13 protein-coding genes and 1 tRNA gene are annotated in these 13,519 nt (G+C 73.0%); 9 read left to right on the top strand and 5 right to left on the bottom strand.

Going from position 1 to position 13,519, the window contains the following annotated elements; all coding sequences use genetic code 11:
• Positions 1-151 precede the first annotated feature (151 nt).
• From E1287_RS02310 to E1287_RS02300, 3 genes are all read left to right on the top strand, one after another.
• Positions 152-222: transfer RNA gene (locus E1287_RS02310), tRNA-Asn, on the top strand.
• Positions 223-247: 25 nt separating this feature from the next.
• Positions 248-688: an HNH endonuclease gene (locus E1287_RS02305; RefSeq protein WP_131963048.1), complete on the top strand. Its 441-nt coding sequence runs from the start codon at positions 248-250 to the stop codon at positions 686-688.
• Positions 689-901: 213 nt separating this feature from the next.
• Positions 902-1,918: a hypothetical protein gene (locus tag E1287_RS02300; protein WP_243718517.1), complete on the top strand. Its 1,017-nt coding sequence runs from the start codon at positions 902-904 to the stop codon at positions 1,916-1,918.
• A 25-nt stretch (positions 1,919-1,943) separates the two neighbouring features.
• On the opposite strand, the gene E1287_RS02295 is transcribed toward E1287_RS02300, so the two are convergent.
• A complete protein-coding gene (locus tag E1287_RS02295) occupies positions 1,944-2,999 on the bottom strand; it encodes a Gfo/Idh/MocA family oxidoreductase (RefSeq protein ID WP_131963046.1) in 1,056 nt (351 codons plus the stop codon).
• A gap of 109 nt (positions 3,000-3,108) precedes the next feature.
• On the opposite strand from E1287_RS02295, the gene E1287_RS02290 reads away from it, so the two are divergent.
• Complete coding sequence (locus E1287_RS02290) at positions 3,109-4,743, top strand: FAD-dependent oxidoreductase (protein WP_243718515.1); 1,635 nt, start codon at positions 3,109-3,111, stop codon at positions 4,741-4,743.
• Positions 4,740-6,158, top strand: a complete 1,419-nt coding sequence (locus E1287_RS02285; protein WP_131963042.1) for an ATP-binding protein — start codon at positions 4,740-4,742, stop codon at positions 6,156-6,158. Before E1287_RS02290 ends, E1287_RS02285 begins: the two co-directional genes overlap by 4 nt.
• A 14-nt stretch (positions 6,159-6,172) precedes the next feature.
• On the opposite strand, the gene E1287_RS02280 is transcribed toward E1287_RS02285, so the two are convergent.
• Positions 6,173-6,967 carry a class II aldolase/adducin family protein gene (locus E1287_RS02280; RefSeq protein WP_131963040.1) on the bottom strand — a complete coding sequence of 265 codons (795 nt, stop codon included), beginning with the start codon at positions 6,965-6,967 and terminating at the stop codon, positions 6,173-6,175.
• 125 nt (positions 6,968-7,092) lie between these two features.
• On the opposite strand from E1287_RS02280, the gene E1287_RS02275 reads away from it, so the two are divergent.
• Genes E1287_RS02275 through E1287_RS02265 form a run of 3 tightly spaced genes read left to right on the top strand, consistent with a single transcriptional unit; the run spans position 7,093 to position 9,510 of the window.
• Complete coding sequence (locus E1287_RS02275) at positions 7,093-8,229, top strand: helix-turn-helix domain-containing protein (RefSeq protein WP_131963038.1); 1,137 nt, start codon at positions 7,093-7,095, stop codon at positions 8,227-8,229.
• A 58-nt stretch (positions 8,230-8,287) separates the two neighbouring features.
• Positions 8,288-9,181, top strand: a complete 894-nt coding sequence (locus E1287_RS02270) for an LLM class flavin-dependent oxidoreductase (RefSeq protein ID WP_207933973.1) — start codon at positions 8,288-8,290, stop codon at positions 9,179-9,181.
• Positions 9,181-9,510: a multidrug efflux SMR transporter gene (locus E1287_RS02265; protein WP_131963034.1), complete on the top strand. Its 330-nt coding sequence runs from the start codon at positions 9,181-9,183 to the stop codon at positions 9,508-9,510. Before E1287_RS02270 ends, E1287_RS02265 begins: the two co-directional genes overlap by 1 nt.
• Positions 9,511-9,517: 7 nt before the next feature.
• Here the strand turns inward: E1287_RS02265 and E1287_RS02260 are convergent, their stop codons facing one another.
• The 3 genes from E1287_RS02260 to E1287_RS02250 all read right to left on the bottom strand — a co-directional run bounded on the left by E1287_RS02260 (position 9,518) and on the right by E1287_RS02250 (position 11,799).
• Positions 9,518-10,066 carry a hypothetical protein gene (locus E1287_RS02260; protein WP_131963032.1) on the bottom strand — a complete coding sequence of 183 codons (549 nt, stop codon included), beginning with the start codon at positions 10,064-10,066 and terminating at the stop codon, positions 9,518-9,520.
• Positions 10,067-10,141: 75 nt separating this feature from the next.
• On the bottom strand, positions 10,142-10,990 hold the full coding sequence (locus tag E1287_RS02255) for an AraC family transcriptional regulator (RefSeq protein ID WP_131963030.1): 849 nt from the start codon (positions 10,988-10,990) through the stop codon (positions 10,142-10,144).
• Positions 10,991-11,049: 59 nt separating this feature from the next.
• On the bottom strand, positions 11,050-11,799 hold the full coding sequence (locus tag E1287_RS02250) for a hypothetical protein (RefSeq protein WP_131963028.1): 750 nt from the start codon (positions 11,797-11,799) through the stop codon (positions 11,050-11,052).
• Positions 11,800-12,050: 251 nt separating this feature from the next.
• Between E1287_RS02250 and E1287_RS02245 the strand changes: the two genes are divergently transcribed.
• Complete coding sequence (locus E1287_RS02245; RefSeq protein ID WP_131963026.1) at positions 12,051-13,484, top strand: alpha/beta hydrolase; 1,434 nt, start codon at positions 12,051-12,053, stop codon at positions 13,482-13,484.
• Positions 13,485-13,519 lie beyond the last annotated feature (35 nt).

The raw sequence follows: 13,519 nt of genomic DNA, 5'->3' as shown, positions 1-13,519 counted from the left end.
CCCCGGCCCGCTGAGCCCCGCCCGCTGAGCCCCGGCAGGCCCGCTGCGCCCCGCCGGCGGGGCGAAAATGCGTTGCCTCCCGCGCCCGTGTATCGGCACTCTTATGGAGGCTTCCGGGAAATGCCCGGAAGCCGGATAATTGCCGGAACATTTCCTCGTAGTTCAACGGCAGAACGCCGCACCGTTAATGCGGATATCCAGGTTCGAATCCTGGCGGGGGAGCGGCACGGGCTAGGGAGGTGACCCGGTGAACGTGCTCGTCCTGAACGCGTCGTACGAGCCACTGCAGAAGGTGGATCTGCGGCACGCCATCCGGATGCTGGTCCGCGAGGTGGCGGTGGTCGAGGAGGCGGAGGAGGGCCGCACCTTCGGGAGCTTCCCCGTGCCGCGCGTCCTGCGGCTGGTCAGGTACGTCGCGATGCGCTGGCGGCACGGCCGCCGCCCGCCCTGGAGCAAGCGCGGCGTCTACCTGCGCGACCGGGGCCGCTGCTGCTACTGCGGCAGGCGCGGCAACACGATCGACCACGTCCACCCGCAGTCGCGCGGCGGCGGCGACACGTGGGAGAACACCGTCCTGGCCTGCGGAAAGTGCAACAACCGCAAGGGCGACAGGACGCTCGCCGAGGCGGGCCTGCGGCTGCTGTCCGAGCCGCGGATCCCGCGCTGGGACGAGCTCGTCGGCGCTTGAACCGGGGCCGCGTCCGGGCCGTACCGAGGGTGTATCCGCGGCCGTATCCGAGGCCGGACCGCCGCACTGCGGCGGTCCGGCCCCCGAATCGTGGACCACGCGGTCCTCGGTAGCCTTTATGTCACGCTATGTGTTTTTTGATGCATGTGAGACGAATTAGGTGATTGTGGTAGCGTGCCGCCAATCTTGAGCTTTGTTATCTAGGAGTGATCTGTGGCGGCCCTCGATCCCCCCGGCACGGCGGCCCGCTCGGGCGGGCGGCGCAGAGCGGGGCGGCGCCTCGCGGCCCTCGCCCTCGCGGCGGGCCTCGCGGTGGCGCTGCCGCCGGCGTCCGGGAGCGCGGCGAGGCTCCCGCAGGAGCCGAAGGACATCAAGAAGAAGTACGCGGAACTCCAGAAGCGCGCGGCCAAGCTGTCGAAGGAGTACCGCGGCGAGCTCGTCACCCTCGAGGAGACGAAGAAGGCGGCCGAGCGCGCCGCCGCGGACGCCGCCAGGACGAACCGGGAGTACGACGCCGCCCGCGCGGGCGTCGCCCGGCTCGCCTCCACCGCCTACATGACCGGACGGCTCGACATCGTCCCGATGATCTCCTCGGCGGAGCCGGGCAGCGCCGTCCACGACGCCGCCGTGGTCGAGCACATCAGCCGCAACAACAACCGTCGGCTGCAGGCCCTGCAGGCTCTGAACGCCAAGGCGACGCAGTCGCAGGCGACGGCCGCCACGAAGCTGGACGCGGTCAAGAAGGAGATCGAGGACCTGGAGAGCCAGCGCACCCGCGTCCAGAAGCTGCTCGCCAAGTACAAGCCCGAGGTCGCCAGGACGCAGGCCCCCGCGGGACGGCCCGACGGCGTGAGCGGCTCCAAGTCCCCGATCACGGGCAACTCGATGACCGCGCGGATGCGCACGGCCCTGCTGGCGATCGACGGCAGGTTCGGACCGTTCCCGTCCATCGGCTGCTCGCGTCCCGGCGACCCGCAGGACCACGGCTCCGGCCGGGCCTGCGACTTCATGGAGAGCACCGGCGGGCGGATGCCGAGCGCCTCCGCCCAGGCGCACGGCGACCAGGTCGCCCAGTACGTGATCAGCAACGCGTCCCGGCTCGGGATCAAGTACGTCATCTGGAAGCAGCGCATCTACGACATGCGCAGCAGCGGCGGCTGGCGCCAGATGGAGGACCGCGGCAGCATCACCGCCAACCACTACGACCACGTCCACGTCTCCGTCCTCTAGCCCGCAGCGCGTCGCCCAGGCCGCGCTACACCTCGTCGAGGTCGACGACGGCGCGTTCGGCGGCGGAGCGGGCGGCGGCCTCGACGATCTCCAGGCCGGTGATCGCGTCGGCGAGCGTCACCGGAGGGGGCGCGTCGCCGGTTAGGGCGCGGGCCACGGACGCGTAGAAGTCCTGGTAAGCGCCGGGCGCGGTGGGTTCGAGCCGCTCGTCGCCGGGCGTGCCGACCAGGCCGTACGACTCCGGCGCGGCCATCCCGTAGCCGTGGTCCTGCGGGGTGAGGCCCGCGCGGAGCTGCTCCTCCTGCGCGTCCATCCCGGGCACGACGTAGGACGCGCGGCTCCCCAGCACCCGGAACCGCGGGCCGAGCTGCGCGGCCGTCGCGCTCGCCCACAGGTGGGAGCGGACGCCGCCGGGATGGGTCAGGGCCACGAACACGTCGTCCGGTGCCGCCGCGCCCGGCCGCCGCGTGTCGATCTCCGCGTAGACCGAGCCGGGACGCCCGAACAGCGCGACCGCCTGGTCGATCAGGTGCGTGCCCAGGTCGAACAGGATGCCGCCCGCGTCGCGCGGGTCGGTGCTCTCCTTCCAGCTCTTCTTCACCTCGGGCCGCCAGCGCTCGAAGCGGGACTCGAAGCGCCGGACGTCGCCGAGGACGTCCGAGCCGATCAGCCGCTGCGCCGTCCGGAAGTCGCCGTCCCAGCGCCGGTTGTGGAACGGGAACACCGGAATCCCCCGGACGGCGCTCAGCGCCGCCAGCGACCGGGCGTCCGCGGCGGAGGCCGCGACCGGCTTGTCCACGACGACGGGGAGGCCCGAGGTCAGCGCCGTCCTGGCCAGCGGGACGTGCTGCCGGTTCGGCGCCGTGACCACCACCAGGTCGTAGTTCCCCGACGCGCCCCACAGCCGGTCGGCGCCGTCCACGACCTCCGCGTCCGGGTACCGCTCCCGGACGGCCCGCTGCCGCTCCGGGTCCCCGGTGACGACCGCGGCGAGCCGCATTCCGGGGACGGACGAGATCAGCGGCGCGTGGAACACCGAGCCGCCGGTGCCGTATCCGATCAGCGCAACACGCAGGTCCATGCCACGATCATGACCGATGGCGCGGAGCCGCCCCGGTCCCGGGGTGCGGGGGGCACGTAGGCTTTCGTCCAGGGATGTACAGGAACGAGGGGGCCCGTTGCCTAAGCCAGTGCTTCTGACGGTCGACGACGACCCGGGCGTGTCCCGGGCCGTGGCCCGTGACCTGCGGCGCAGGTACGCCGAGTCGTACCGGATCGTGCGCGCCGAGTCCGGCCGGCAGGCCCTGGAGGCCCTGAGCGAGCTGCGGCTGCGCGGCGAGGACACCGCCGTGATGCTCGCCGACTACCGGATGCCCGAGATGAACGGCGTGGAGTTCCTCGAACACGCCATGGACCTGTACCCGTACGCCCGCCGCGTCCTGCTCACCGCCTACGCCGACACCGACGCCGCGATCCGCGCGATCAACGTCGTCGATCTCGACCACTACATGCTCAAGCCGTGGGACCCGCCGGACGAGAAGTTCTACCCGGTGATCGACACCCAGCTCGACGCGTGGGCGCGCACCGACCGGCACCCTCCCCGGGAGCTACGGGTCGTCGGGCACCGCTGGTCGGCCCGCTGCTACGAGGTCCGCGACTTCCTCGCCCGCCACCAGGTGCCCTACCACTGGCTGATGGACGGCGACCCGGAGGGCGCCCAGCTCGTCGCCGCCGCCGGGTCCCCGGAGCTGCCGCTGATCGTGACGGCGGACGGGACGACGCTGTGCGCCCCGTCCGACGCCGAGCTGGCGTCCGCGATCGGGCTGTCGACGACCCCGTCCACCGGCTTCTACGACCTGATCGTCGTCGGCGGCGGGCCGTCCGGGCTGGGCGCGGCCGTGTACGGCGCGTCCGAGGGCCTGAACACGGTGGTCGTGGAGCGGCGCGCCCTCGGCGGCCAGGCCGGGCAGAGCTCCCGCATCGAGAACTACCTCGGCTTCCCCGACGGGGTGACCGGGGCGCAGCTCGCCGAGCGGGCCCGCCGGCAGGCCGACCGGTTCGGCGCCGAGCTGCTCCAGGCCGGCGAGGTCACCGCGCTGGAGGCGCGCGGCAACGCCCGCGTCGCCCGGCTCGCGGACGGCACCGAGATCGCCGCGCACGCCGTGATCCTCGCCTCCGGCGTGTCCTACCGCCGCCTCAACGCCGAGGGCGTGGACGACTTCGTCGGGCGCGGCGTGTTCTACGGCGCCGCGCTCACCGAGGCGCCGTCCTGCGCGGACGAGGAGGTCGCCGTCGTCGGCGGCGCGAACTCCGCCGGGCAGGCCGCCGTCCACCTCGCCAAGTACGCCAGGAAGGTGCACGTCATCGTCCGGGCGGACGGCCTGGAGCGGTCGATGTCGCACTACCTGATCGAGCAGATCGCCGAGACGCCGAACATCGAGGTCCACACCGGCAAGACGGTCTGCGCGGCGGAGGGCGCCGACCGGCTGGAGCGCCTCACGTTCGCGTGGCCGGGCGGCAAGAAGACGATCGACGCGCACTGGCTGTTCGTGTTCATCGGCGCCGAGCCGGGCACGGGCTGGCTGGACGGGTTCGTCGAGCGCGACCAGAACGGCTACGTGCTGACGGGCCCCGACCTCGTCGCCGGGGGGCGCCGCCCCGCCGGGTGGCCGCTCGTCCGGCAGCCCTACCACCTGGAGACCAGCGTCCCCGGCGTGTTCGCCGCGGGCGACGTCCGCGCGGAGTCGATGAAGCGCGTCGCGTCCGCGGTCGGCGACGGCGCCATGGCGGTCGCGCTCGTCCACCGTTACCTGGAGCAGGCATGACAAGCACGTCACCCGAGGAGCTGCGGGAGCTGTTCCTCTTCGAGGACCTCGACGACGACAAGCTGGCCTGGCTGACGGAGCACGGGACGGTCGAGGTGATCCCCGCGGACGGCGTGATCTGCGCGCAGGGCGAACCCGCCGAGTTCCTGTACGTGCTGCTGGACGGCGAGATGGTGCTGTCCACGAACGTCCGGGGCCATATCGTCGAGGTGACCCGGACGTCGCGTCCCGGCACCTACGGCGGCGCCGTCCAGGCGTACCTGGGCGACAAGATCGAGCAGATCTACCAGCACTCGCTCCGGGCGGCGCGGGACTGCCGGATGTTCGTGCTGCCGGCCCGCAAGTTCGGCAAGTCCGTCCGCAGCTGGTTCCCGATGGCCGCCCACCTGCTGGAGGGCATCTTCTTCGGGATGACCAACAACCGGCGGGTCGTCGACCAGCGGGAGCGGCTCACCGCGCTCGGCACGATCACCGCCGGGCTCACCCACGAGCTGAACAACCCGGCCGCCGCGGCGGCGCGGGCCAGCACCGAGCTGGGCGAACGGCTGCTCGGCGCGCAGCGGAGCCTCGCCGACCTCGCGGCGCAGGGCGTCGACTGCAGGCATCTCAGCGCGCTGGTCGCGCTGCGTCCGGCGCTGCAGCCGCAGCTGGCCAGGCGGAGCCCGCTTGAGGTCAGCGACGCCGAGGACGAGCTGGGCGACTGGCTGGAGGAGCACGGCGTCGGCGACGCGTGGGAGCTCGCGCCCGGCCTGGTCGCCGCAGGGATCGGCGTCGAGCAGGCCGCGGAGGTCGCGGCGGCGGCGGGCGACCACCTGCCGGGCGCGATGCGCTGGCTCACCGAGGTGATGGAGGTCGCGCAGCTCCAGGCGGAGATCTCCGAGGCGATGGGCCGGATCACCGCGCTGCTGGACTCGGCGCGCCAGTACTCCCAGCTCGACCGCGCCGCCCACCAGCGCGCCGACCTGCGCGAGCTGCTCGACAGCACCCTCACCATGCTCAAGCGCAAGATCGGCCAGAACGTGGTGGTGAAGACCGACTACGACCCCGGCCTGCCGCCCGTCCCGGTCTACGCGGCGGAGCTGAACCAGGTGTGGACGAACCTGATCGTGAACGCGCTGTACGCGATGGAGGGGTCCGGCACGCTCACGATCCGCACGGCGCGCGAGAACGACCAGGCCCTCGTGGAGATCGGCGACACCGGGACGGGCATCCCCGAGGAGAACCTCGGCCGGATCTTCACGCCGTTCTTCACCACCAAGCCGGTCGGGCAGGGCACCGGCCTCGGGCTGGACATCTCATGGCGCATCGTGGCGAACCGGCACGGCGGCGACATCCGGGTCGAGTCGCTGCCCGGCGACACCCGCTTCCAGGTGCTGCTGCCGCTCACCGAGCCGTCCGATGAGAACGCGGACTAGTCGCACAGGCCGGACTAGTCGAACAGGTCTGGCTGCTCGCGGGTGATCTGGTCGTAGAGCGGCTGGTAGTTGATCCAGCCGACCAGGTCGTTGCCGATCTGCTCGTGGGTCAGGACGGCGTTGTCGTGCTCGATCGGGACGACCTGCCCGGCGGCCTTGGCGAGGAGCTGCACCTGGCACGAGCGCTCCATCGTGATGAACCACCAGGCGGCGGCGTCCACGGTGTCGCCGACCGTGAGCAGGCCGTGGTTGCGCAGGATGACGGCCTTGGCGTCGCCGAGCGCGGCGGCGATGCGCTTGCCCTCCTCCAGGTCGGTGACGACGCCGGTGTAGTCGTCGAACAGGCCGTGGTCCTGGTAGAACGCGCACACGTCCTGCGTGATCGGCTCCAGCTTCCGGCCGAGCGCGGACAGCGCCCGCCCGTAGGTGGAGTGGCTGTGCGCGGCGGCGACGACGCCCGGCCTGGCCTGGTGGATCTGGGAGTGGATCGCGAACGCGGCCTCGTTGACGGGGTAGCGGCCCTCGACGACCTTGCCCTCGTGGTTCACCAGGATCAGGTCGCTGACCCTGATGTGCTTGAACGACATCCCGAACGGATTGACCCAGAAATGGTCGGAGCGCTCCGGATCGCGGGCCGTGATGTGCCCGGCCACGCCCTCCTCGAAGCCGAGCTTGCCGAAGATGCGCAGCGCGGCGGCGAGGCGCTCCTTGCGGTGGCGGCGCTCGTCCGCGACGTCGTCGAACGTGGGCGGCAGGTTGAAGATCAGGTCGGTCGGCAGCTTCTCCAGGAACTCGTCTTCGTCGGACATCGGCGTACTCCTCGGCTCGTCTGCCCCCACCGAACACCATCTGCGGCAGTCCGGCTAGACCGGAACGATCCAAGCGTTCCAGGACGGGTTGTCCGGATGGGACAAACAAGGCGCAGAATGGGGGGATGGAGCCCAGCGCCGGCGACCGGTTCCTGCGGTTGCTGATCGAGCACGGCGACGACCCGGTGCTGCTGGAGGCGACCGTCCGCGCCGCCCGCGGCCGGTCCGCGCTGGTGGCGGCGCTGCCCGAGGAGGAGACCAGGCGGCACACCCGCGCGCTCGTGCGGGGCGTGCTCGCCGCGCTGGAGGGCGGCGGCCCCGGTCCCGACGTCCTCGCCGCGGCGGAGCGGCTCGGCTCGGACCGGGCGCGGCAGGGCGTGCCGGTCGAGGCGTTCCTGGACGGCTTTCAGGCCGGCCGCGCCCATCTCGTCCGGACGCTCGTCGCCGCCGGCCGCCGCGAGGGCGTCCCGGACGCCGCGCTCCTCGACGGCGTCACCCGCATCGACGAGATCACCACCGCGCTCGTCCACCGGATGGTCCACGCGCACCGGGTCGCCGAGCTGGAGATGGCCCGCACGATGCGGGAGGGCCGCGTGCAGATGCTGCGGCAGCTCCTGCACGGCGAGGCCGTCCCGGTGCTCGCGCCGCTCGACCCGTCCGGCGCGTACCGCTGCGTGGTCTCCGACGTCAGCGACCCGGCGGTGGCGGCGCGGCTGGAGGCGGAGCTGACCGCGGCGGGGCCCGGCCTGTGCGGGCTGGTCGACGGGCGGTTCGCGGCGCTGGTCACCCGCCTCCCGGAGCCGCATGCCACGCCCGGTCCGCTGCTCGTGGCCGCTCCTCCCGCACGTCCTGCCGAGGTCGCGACGATGTACGGGCTGGGACGGCGGGCGCTGCGCGCGGGCGCCGACGCCGGGCTCACGGGGATGCGGGACCTCACCGACCTGGCGCTGCTCACCGTCACCGAGGCGGAGCCGGAGCTCGGCTGCCTGCTCGCCGGCGCGCTGCTGGCGGGCCTCGACCCGGACGAGCCGTTCCACCGCGAGCTGGCCGAGACGGGTCTCGCCTACCTCGACCACGGCGGCCGGATCGAGCCGACGGCCGCGGCGCTGCACGTCCACGGCAACACGGTCAAGTACCGGATCCGGCGGCTGCAGGAGCTGACCGGGCGCCCGCTGCTGGATCCTTCGGGCGGGGCGGCGGTGTCCCGCGCCGCGCACTGGTGGTGGGCGCTGAACCGGTGGCTGGCCCGCGCGCCGTCGTGATTCTGTTTGGATGGACGTTCCGTCCGGGGACGTCCGGCACGAGAGCGGAGGGGGACCGGTGACCGCACCGAGGATCGGCACCGTGATGTGGCCCATGCAGTCCTGGCCGGAGGCGGGGGAGCTGTGGCGGCGCGCCGAGGACCTCGGGTTCCGGCACGCCTGGGTGTACGACCACATCGCGTGGCGGGGCGCGACGCCCTGGTACGACGCGTACACGACGCTGGCCGCGGCCGCGGCGGTCACCTCGCGGGTGCGGATCGGGACCCTGGTCACCTCCCCGAACTTCCGCCATCCCGTCCCGACCGCGCACGCGATCAAGACGATCGACCACGTCAGCGGCGGGCGGCTGGCGATCGGCATCGGGTCCGGCGGTACCCGCCGCGCCTCCGACGCGGGCGTCCTCGGCGGCGAGGACTGGACGCCCGGCGAGCGCGCCTCCCGCTTCGCCGAATGGGTCGGGCTGCTCGACAGGCTCCTGCGGCAGCCGGAGACGACCTTCGAGGGGACGCACTACACGGCGCGGGAGGTCGTCTTGGAGCCGGGCTGCGTGCAGCGGCCCCGCGTGCCGTTCGTCATCGCGGGGAACGGCCCGCGCGGCATGCGCCTCGCCGCCCGGCACGGCGCCGGGTGGGTGACCAGCGGACGTCCCGAGGGCGGGACGGCGCAGGACACGGTCCGCTCCCGGCTGGAGGCGCTGGACGCCGCGTGCGAGGCGGAGGGCCGCGAGATCGAGGGCAGGGTCCTGCTGACGGGGTTCAGCGGCGAGCCGTGGCTGGACTCGGCCGGCTCGTTCGACGACCTCGCGGGCCGCTACGCCGAGCTGGGCATCACCGAGATCGTGCTGCACTGGCCGCGTCCCGGCTCCCCGTTCGACGCCGACATGAAGGTCTTCGAGACCGTCGCCGCGAAGTACGGCGAGCAGGGAGAGGGCGCGCGGGGAGAGGGCCGCTGATGCCGTTCGTGCTGCTCGCTCTCGCGATCGCCTTCGAGGTCACCGCCACGCTGTCGATGCGCGCGTCCGACGGGTTCACCAAGGCCGGGCCCGCGGTGGTCGTGGTCGTGGGGTACCTGATCTCGTTCTTCTTCATGGCGAAGGCGCTGACGTCCCTGAACGTCGGGCCCGTCTACGCGATCTGGTCGGCGCTCGGCACGATCGGCGCCTTCGCCGGCGGCGTGCTGCTGTTCGACGAGCAGGTCAAGCCGCTCACCATCGCCGGCGCGGTGATCATCGTGGTGGGCGTGATCGTGATGAACCTCGGCGGGGGCGTCCACCAGGGCTGAGGGCCGCTCACATCCGGTAGAGGCCGCCCGCGACGCCCCACTCGGCGGGCGGCGGCGGCTCCTCGCGTCCCGCCGCGGGCGGCGGCCGGACGAGGATGAGCCGGGCCACGCCGAGCCGCCGCACCGCCCGGACGGCCTCGTCCGCGGGCCCGCCGGGCGGGACGCCGGCGAACATCAGGTCGGCGTCCCGCGCCCAGCCGGGCGGCTCGGCGAACTCCGGCGCCCACACGCACGTGCGGTGCCCGGCGATGATCCGGTAGCCGTGCATGGCGCCGCCGGGATGCGGGACCGGCAGCGGCTCGATGCGCAGCGACCCGCGCCGGAACGGCGCGAGGACGGGCGCGGGCATGCCGCACTCCCGCGCGATCCGGATCAGGACCGCCTGGTGAGGGCCCTGCTCGTCGCGGACGAGCCACGCCTGCGAGCTCTCCGGCGGCTCCGAGCCGGGACCGCCGTCCAGCCCGACCCGCGCGTGCCCGTACTCGACCAGCAGCCCGGCCGGGGCGTGCCGCGGCGAGCGGGCCGTTCCGACACCGAGCAGGATCAGGCGCGGCATGCCCCGATCGTCACCCCGTGTCCGGTCCGCGTCCAGCCCTGGAACGGCCCCGGAACAGCCCTGGAGCGGCCGTGGTCAGACGGGTTCGGCGAGGGTGGTGACGCGCTGCTGCTCCAACTGCCCGCCGATCAGCTCGCGCGGCGTGCAGCCGGACAGGGCGCGGAACTCGCGGTTGAGGTGCGCCTGGTCGTAGTAGCCGCAGGCGAACGCGGCGTCGGCGAGCGCCGCGCCGCCGGTCAGCAGCCCCACGGCGCGCTGGAAGCGGATCACGCGGGCCATCACCTTGGGCGGCAGCCCGGCCTGCTCCCGGAACCGGTGGGTGAGGTGCTTGCGGCTCCAGCCGACGTCGGCGGCGATGTCGGCGACGGTCAGCGCGAGGTCGCCGTTCAGCAGCCGCCACGCCCGGACGACCTCCGGGTCGGGCACGGGACCGGCCTCCAGGCGGCGCAGCAGGAACGCGTCCAGGACGTCGAACCGCTCGCTCCAGGACGGGGCGGCCGCGAGCCGCTCCACGAGCGTGTGCGCGCTCCGTCCGAGCAGGTCGGACAGCTCGACGGCGGAGTTGGTCAGGTGGGCCATCGGGACGCCGAACAGCGTGTAGGCGCCGAGCGGCGTCACGTCGAGCTGGACGCCGCGCTGCCCGCCCGGGCTGAGGTACATGCCGTGGCCGTCGTACATCCCGGCGACGAACGACCCGTACTCGCGATCGGGGACGCCGCCCGGCACCTGCATGAGGAGCGGCGGCCCGAGGTTGATGATCACGACGGCGGTGCGGGTCGGCAGGGTCCGCATCCGGGTCGGGACGATCTCGGTCTCCCAGTAGCCGTCGTAGGAGCGCAGGAAGGGGCGCAGCGCGGGATGCGGGCGCGCCTGCGCCAGCCACCAGCCGTCCCGGTCGTCGAACTCGACCGGCCTGTCGCTCATGCTCCCAGTCCTACCACGCCGTACGGACAATCCGGGCGGGCCGGCGCCGGTCGCCGGGGCTACTCGTACACCTGGCCGCAGACCGCGATGCGCGACAGGTCGTCCCAGGTCATGGTGGTGATCGTGCGGACGTAGGAGCGGGCGGGCGCCTCGCCGGGCGCCGCGGGCAGCGGCACGCGGGCGCCGTCGGCGGCGTCCCATCCGCCGAGGCTCCCCGCGACGGCGCACTCCAGGTACGTGGCCGGGTCGAAGTTGTACCAGCGGGCGGGGGTGGCGCGGGCGCCGGAGCCGGGCGGGCGCGGGGCGTCCACGCCGAACCTGGCCTGCGGGCCCGGGGGAGCGATCAGGAAGTCCTCCAGGTCGGCGATCTGGGAGAGCAGGACGCGCTCCCAGTCGGCGTACCCGTCCGGTTCGTCGCCGGGCAGCGACAGGTCCTTGCCGCTCCACGCGGGGTCGAAGTCGGCGGGCGGCGTCGTGGACGCCGCCCGGAACATCGCCGCGACGTCGTCCGGCTCCAATTGCGCCTGGTCACTGAGCGGAGCGCTGACCTTCCACAGTGCGCGCAGGAACGCCGACAGCGACCACGACGCCGCCCTGGCCTCCTGGCCGAGGTGCAGGAACACCAGATACAGATCGCGGTTCGTGCGGACGACCGGCCCCGGAGGGCCGTCCACCCAATACATCTGCCTGTGCTTGACGCCGCTTTCCATCACCAGGACCTGGGCGAGCGCCGAAATCCGCGAATCGTGCGAGGCCACATGGAAAGTGTTGCCGAGGTCGTCCTGGCGCATGACGTCCCAGGTCTGCATCCGGCTCCTCCACGGGTCGGCGGCGAGGTTCACGACCCCCGCCCAAAAAGTGTCCCATTTTGGGAGCGGACCACCAGTAGTGGCGATATCACTTTCCGGACTCGAAGTCGTGACTTTGTGTACATAAAGTCCGTTGCGGGGGAATGGCCGGGGGTCGGCGGAGAAGACCACTCGGCGCCGCCGGTCGCGGCGGCATGACCGGATCCGGCGAGATCTCACCACCGCGCGGATCACCGGGTCATGATCAGCGCATGCGATCACGTTCCATCGCGGCGTTCGCCCTCGTCCTCGCGCTCGTCGCGCCGGGCGGGGCGACGGCCGCAGCGACACCCACGCCGCCGGACGGGCCATCCCCGTCCGGCAACTCTGGACCGGTCCTGACCGACCCCCGTCCCTGTCCCGGCCAGGCGGGATTCACCTGCTCGTTCCTGACCGTGCCGCTCGACCACCGGCATCCGGGCGGGCCGGAGACGCTGCGGCTGCAGGTGGCCACGGCTGACAACGCGGACGCGCCGAAGGGCGTCCTGATGTTCCTGACCGGAGGCCCCGGACAGCCCGGCGTCCCGTACATCAGCCGCATCGCACAGCGCATGCCGGACGTGATGAAGAACTACCGGCTCGTCATGGTCGACCAGCGCGGCACCGGCGAGTTCGGCGCCATCGACTGCCCCGCGCTGCAGGCCCAGGTCGGCAGCGGCGACATCGAGCCGCCCACGCCCGAAGCGGTGGCCGAATGCGCCGGCGTCCTCGGGGATCGGCGGCACTACTACACGACCGAGCAGACCGTCGGCGACATCGACCTGCTGCGCGGGGCGCTCGGCGTCCGGTCGATGACGGTGGACGGCGTCTCCTACGGCACCATCACCGCCGCCGCCTACACCGCGCGCCATCCGCGGCACGTGCGCAAGCTCGTCCTGGACTCGGTCGTGCCGCACCGCGACCCGCAGCGCGACAACATGCTCTACCTGACGAGCCTGCGCGCCACCGGCCGGGTCCTGCGGGACGCGTGCGCGACCGCCCCCGCGTGCGGCTTCGACCCGGCCGAGGAACTGGCCTGGGTCGTCCGGCACCGCACGGACTCCGTGCTGATCTGGGACATGCTGGTCACCTACGAGTACGTCGACGCCACGTACCGCGACCCGAACGCGCTCGGCGGCGCGGGCGACGTCGTGTCGGCGATCCACGAGGCCCGGAACGGGAACCCGGCGCGGCTCGACCGGCTCCTGCAGATCCTGAACCAGGGCGGCGATCCCGTCGCGCAGTACAGCTCGGGCCTGCACATCGCCACGATCTGCGGCGACGGCCACTTCCCGTGGGGGACGTCGGAGACGCGGCCGTCCGCCCGCCCGGCCGCGCTGGAGCGGACCCGCCGGACCCTCCCCGAACGGGCCACCTGGCCGTTCACCGCCGACACGGCCGTGGGGAACGGGTTCATCCAGGAATGCCTGACCTGGCCCTGGTCCCGGCACAACGCCGAGCCGCCGCGCGCCAAGCTGCCCGTCCCGGTGCTGCTGGTGAACGGCGACCGCGACCTGTCCACGCCGGTCGAATGGGCGCGGGAGGTGCTCGGCTACTCGCCGCGCGGCAAGCTCGTCGTGATCAAGGGCGCCGTGCACTCCATCCAGAACCGGGAGAGCGGGACGGAGGGCCGTGCAGCGGTCACCCGGTTCCTGCTGAACGGCTGATGCCACCGCCCGAGCGGCCGCTCGGCCGCTCGGGG

The sequence above is a fragment of the Actinomadura sp. KC06 genome (assembly GCF_004348735.1).
Lineage (GTDB): Bacteria > Actinomycetota > Actinomycetes > Streptosporangiales > Streptosporangiaceae > Spirillospora.
Note: the sequence above shows the minus strand (reverse complement) of the source record. Positions and strands in the feature narration are given on the sequence as shown.

Coding starts and splice junctions, on each gene's coding strand:
- E1287_RS02285 (WP_131963042.1), top strand. CDS start 4,740: ATGACAAGCACGTCACCCGAGGAGCTGCGGGAGCTGTTCCTCTTCGAG.
- E1287_RS02275 (WP_131963038.1), top strand. CDS start 7,093: ATGGAGCCCAGCGCCGGCGACCGGTTCCTGCGGTTGCTGATCGAGCAC.
- E1287_RS02295 (WP_131963046.1), bottom strand. CDS start 2,999: ATGGACCTGCGTGTTGCGCTGATCGGATACGGCACCGGCGGCTCGGTG.
- E1287_RS02245 (WP_131963026.1), top strand. CDS start 12,051: ATGCGATCACGTTCCATCGCGGCGTTCGCCCTCGTCCTCGCGCTCGTC.
- E1287_RS02260 (WP_131963032.1), bottom strand. CDS start 10,066: ATGCCGCGCCTGATCCTGCTCGGTGTCGGAACGGCCCGCTCGCCGCGG.
- E1287_RS02265 (WP_131963034.1), top strand. CDS start 9,181: ATGCCGTTCGTGCTGCTCGCTCTCGCGATCGCCTTCGAGGTCACCGCC.
- E1287_RS02255 (WP_131963030.1), bottom strand. CDS start 10,990: ATGAGCGACAGGCCGGTCGAGTTCGACGACCGGGACGGCTGGTGGCTG.
- E1287_RS02250 (WP_131963028.1), bottom strand. CDS start 11,799: ATGCAGACCTGGGACGTCATGCGCCAGGACGACCTCGGCAACACTTTC.
- E1287_RS02280 (WP_131963040.1), bottom strand. CDS start 6,967: ATGTCCGACGAAGACGAGTTCCTGGAGAAGCTGCCGACCGACCTGATC.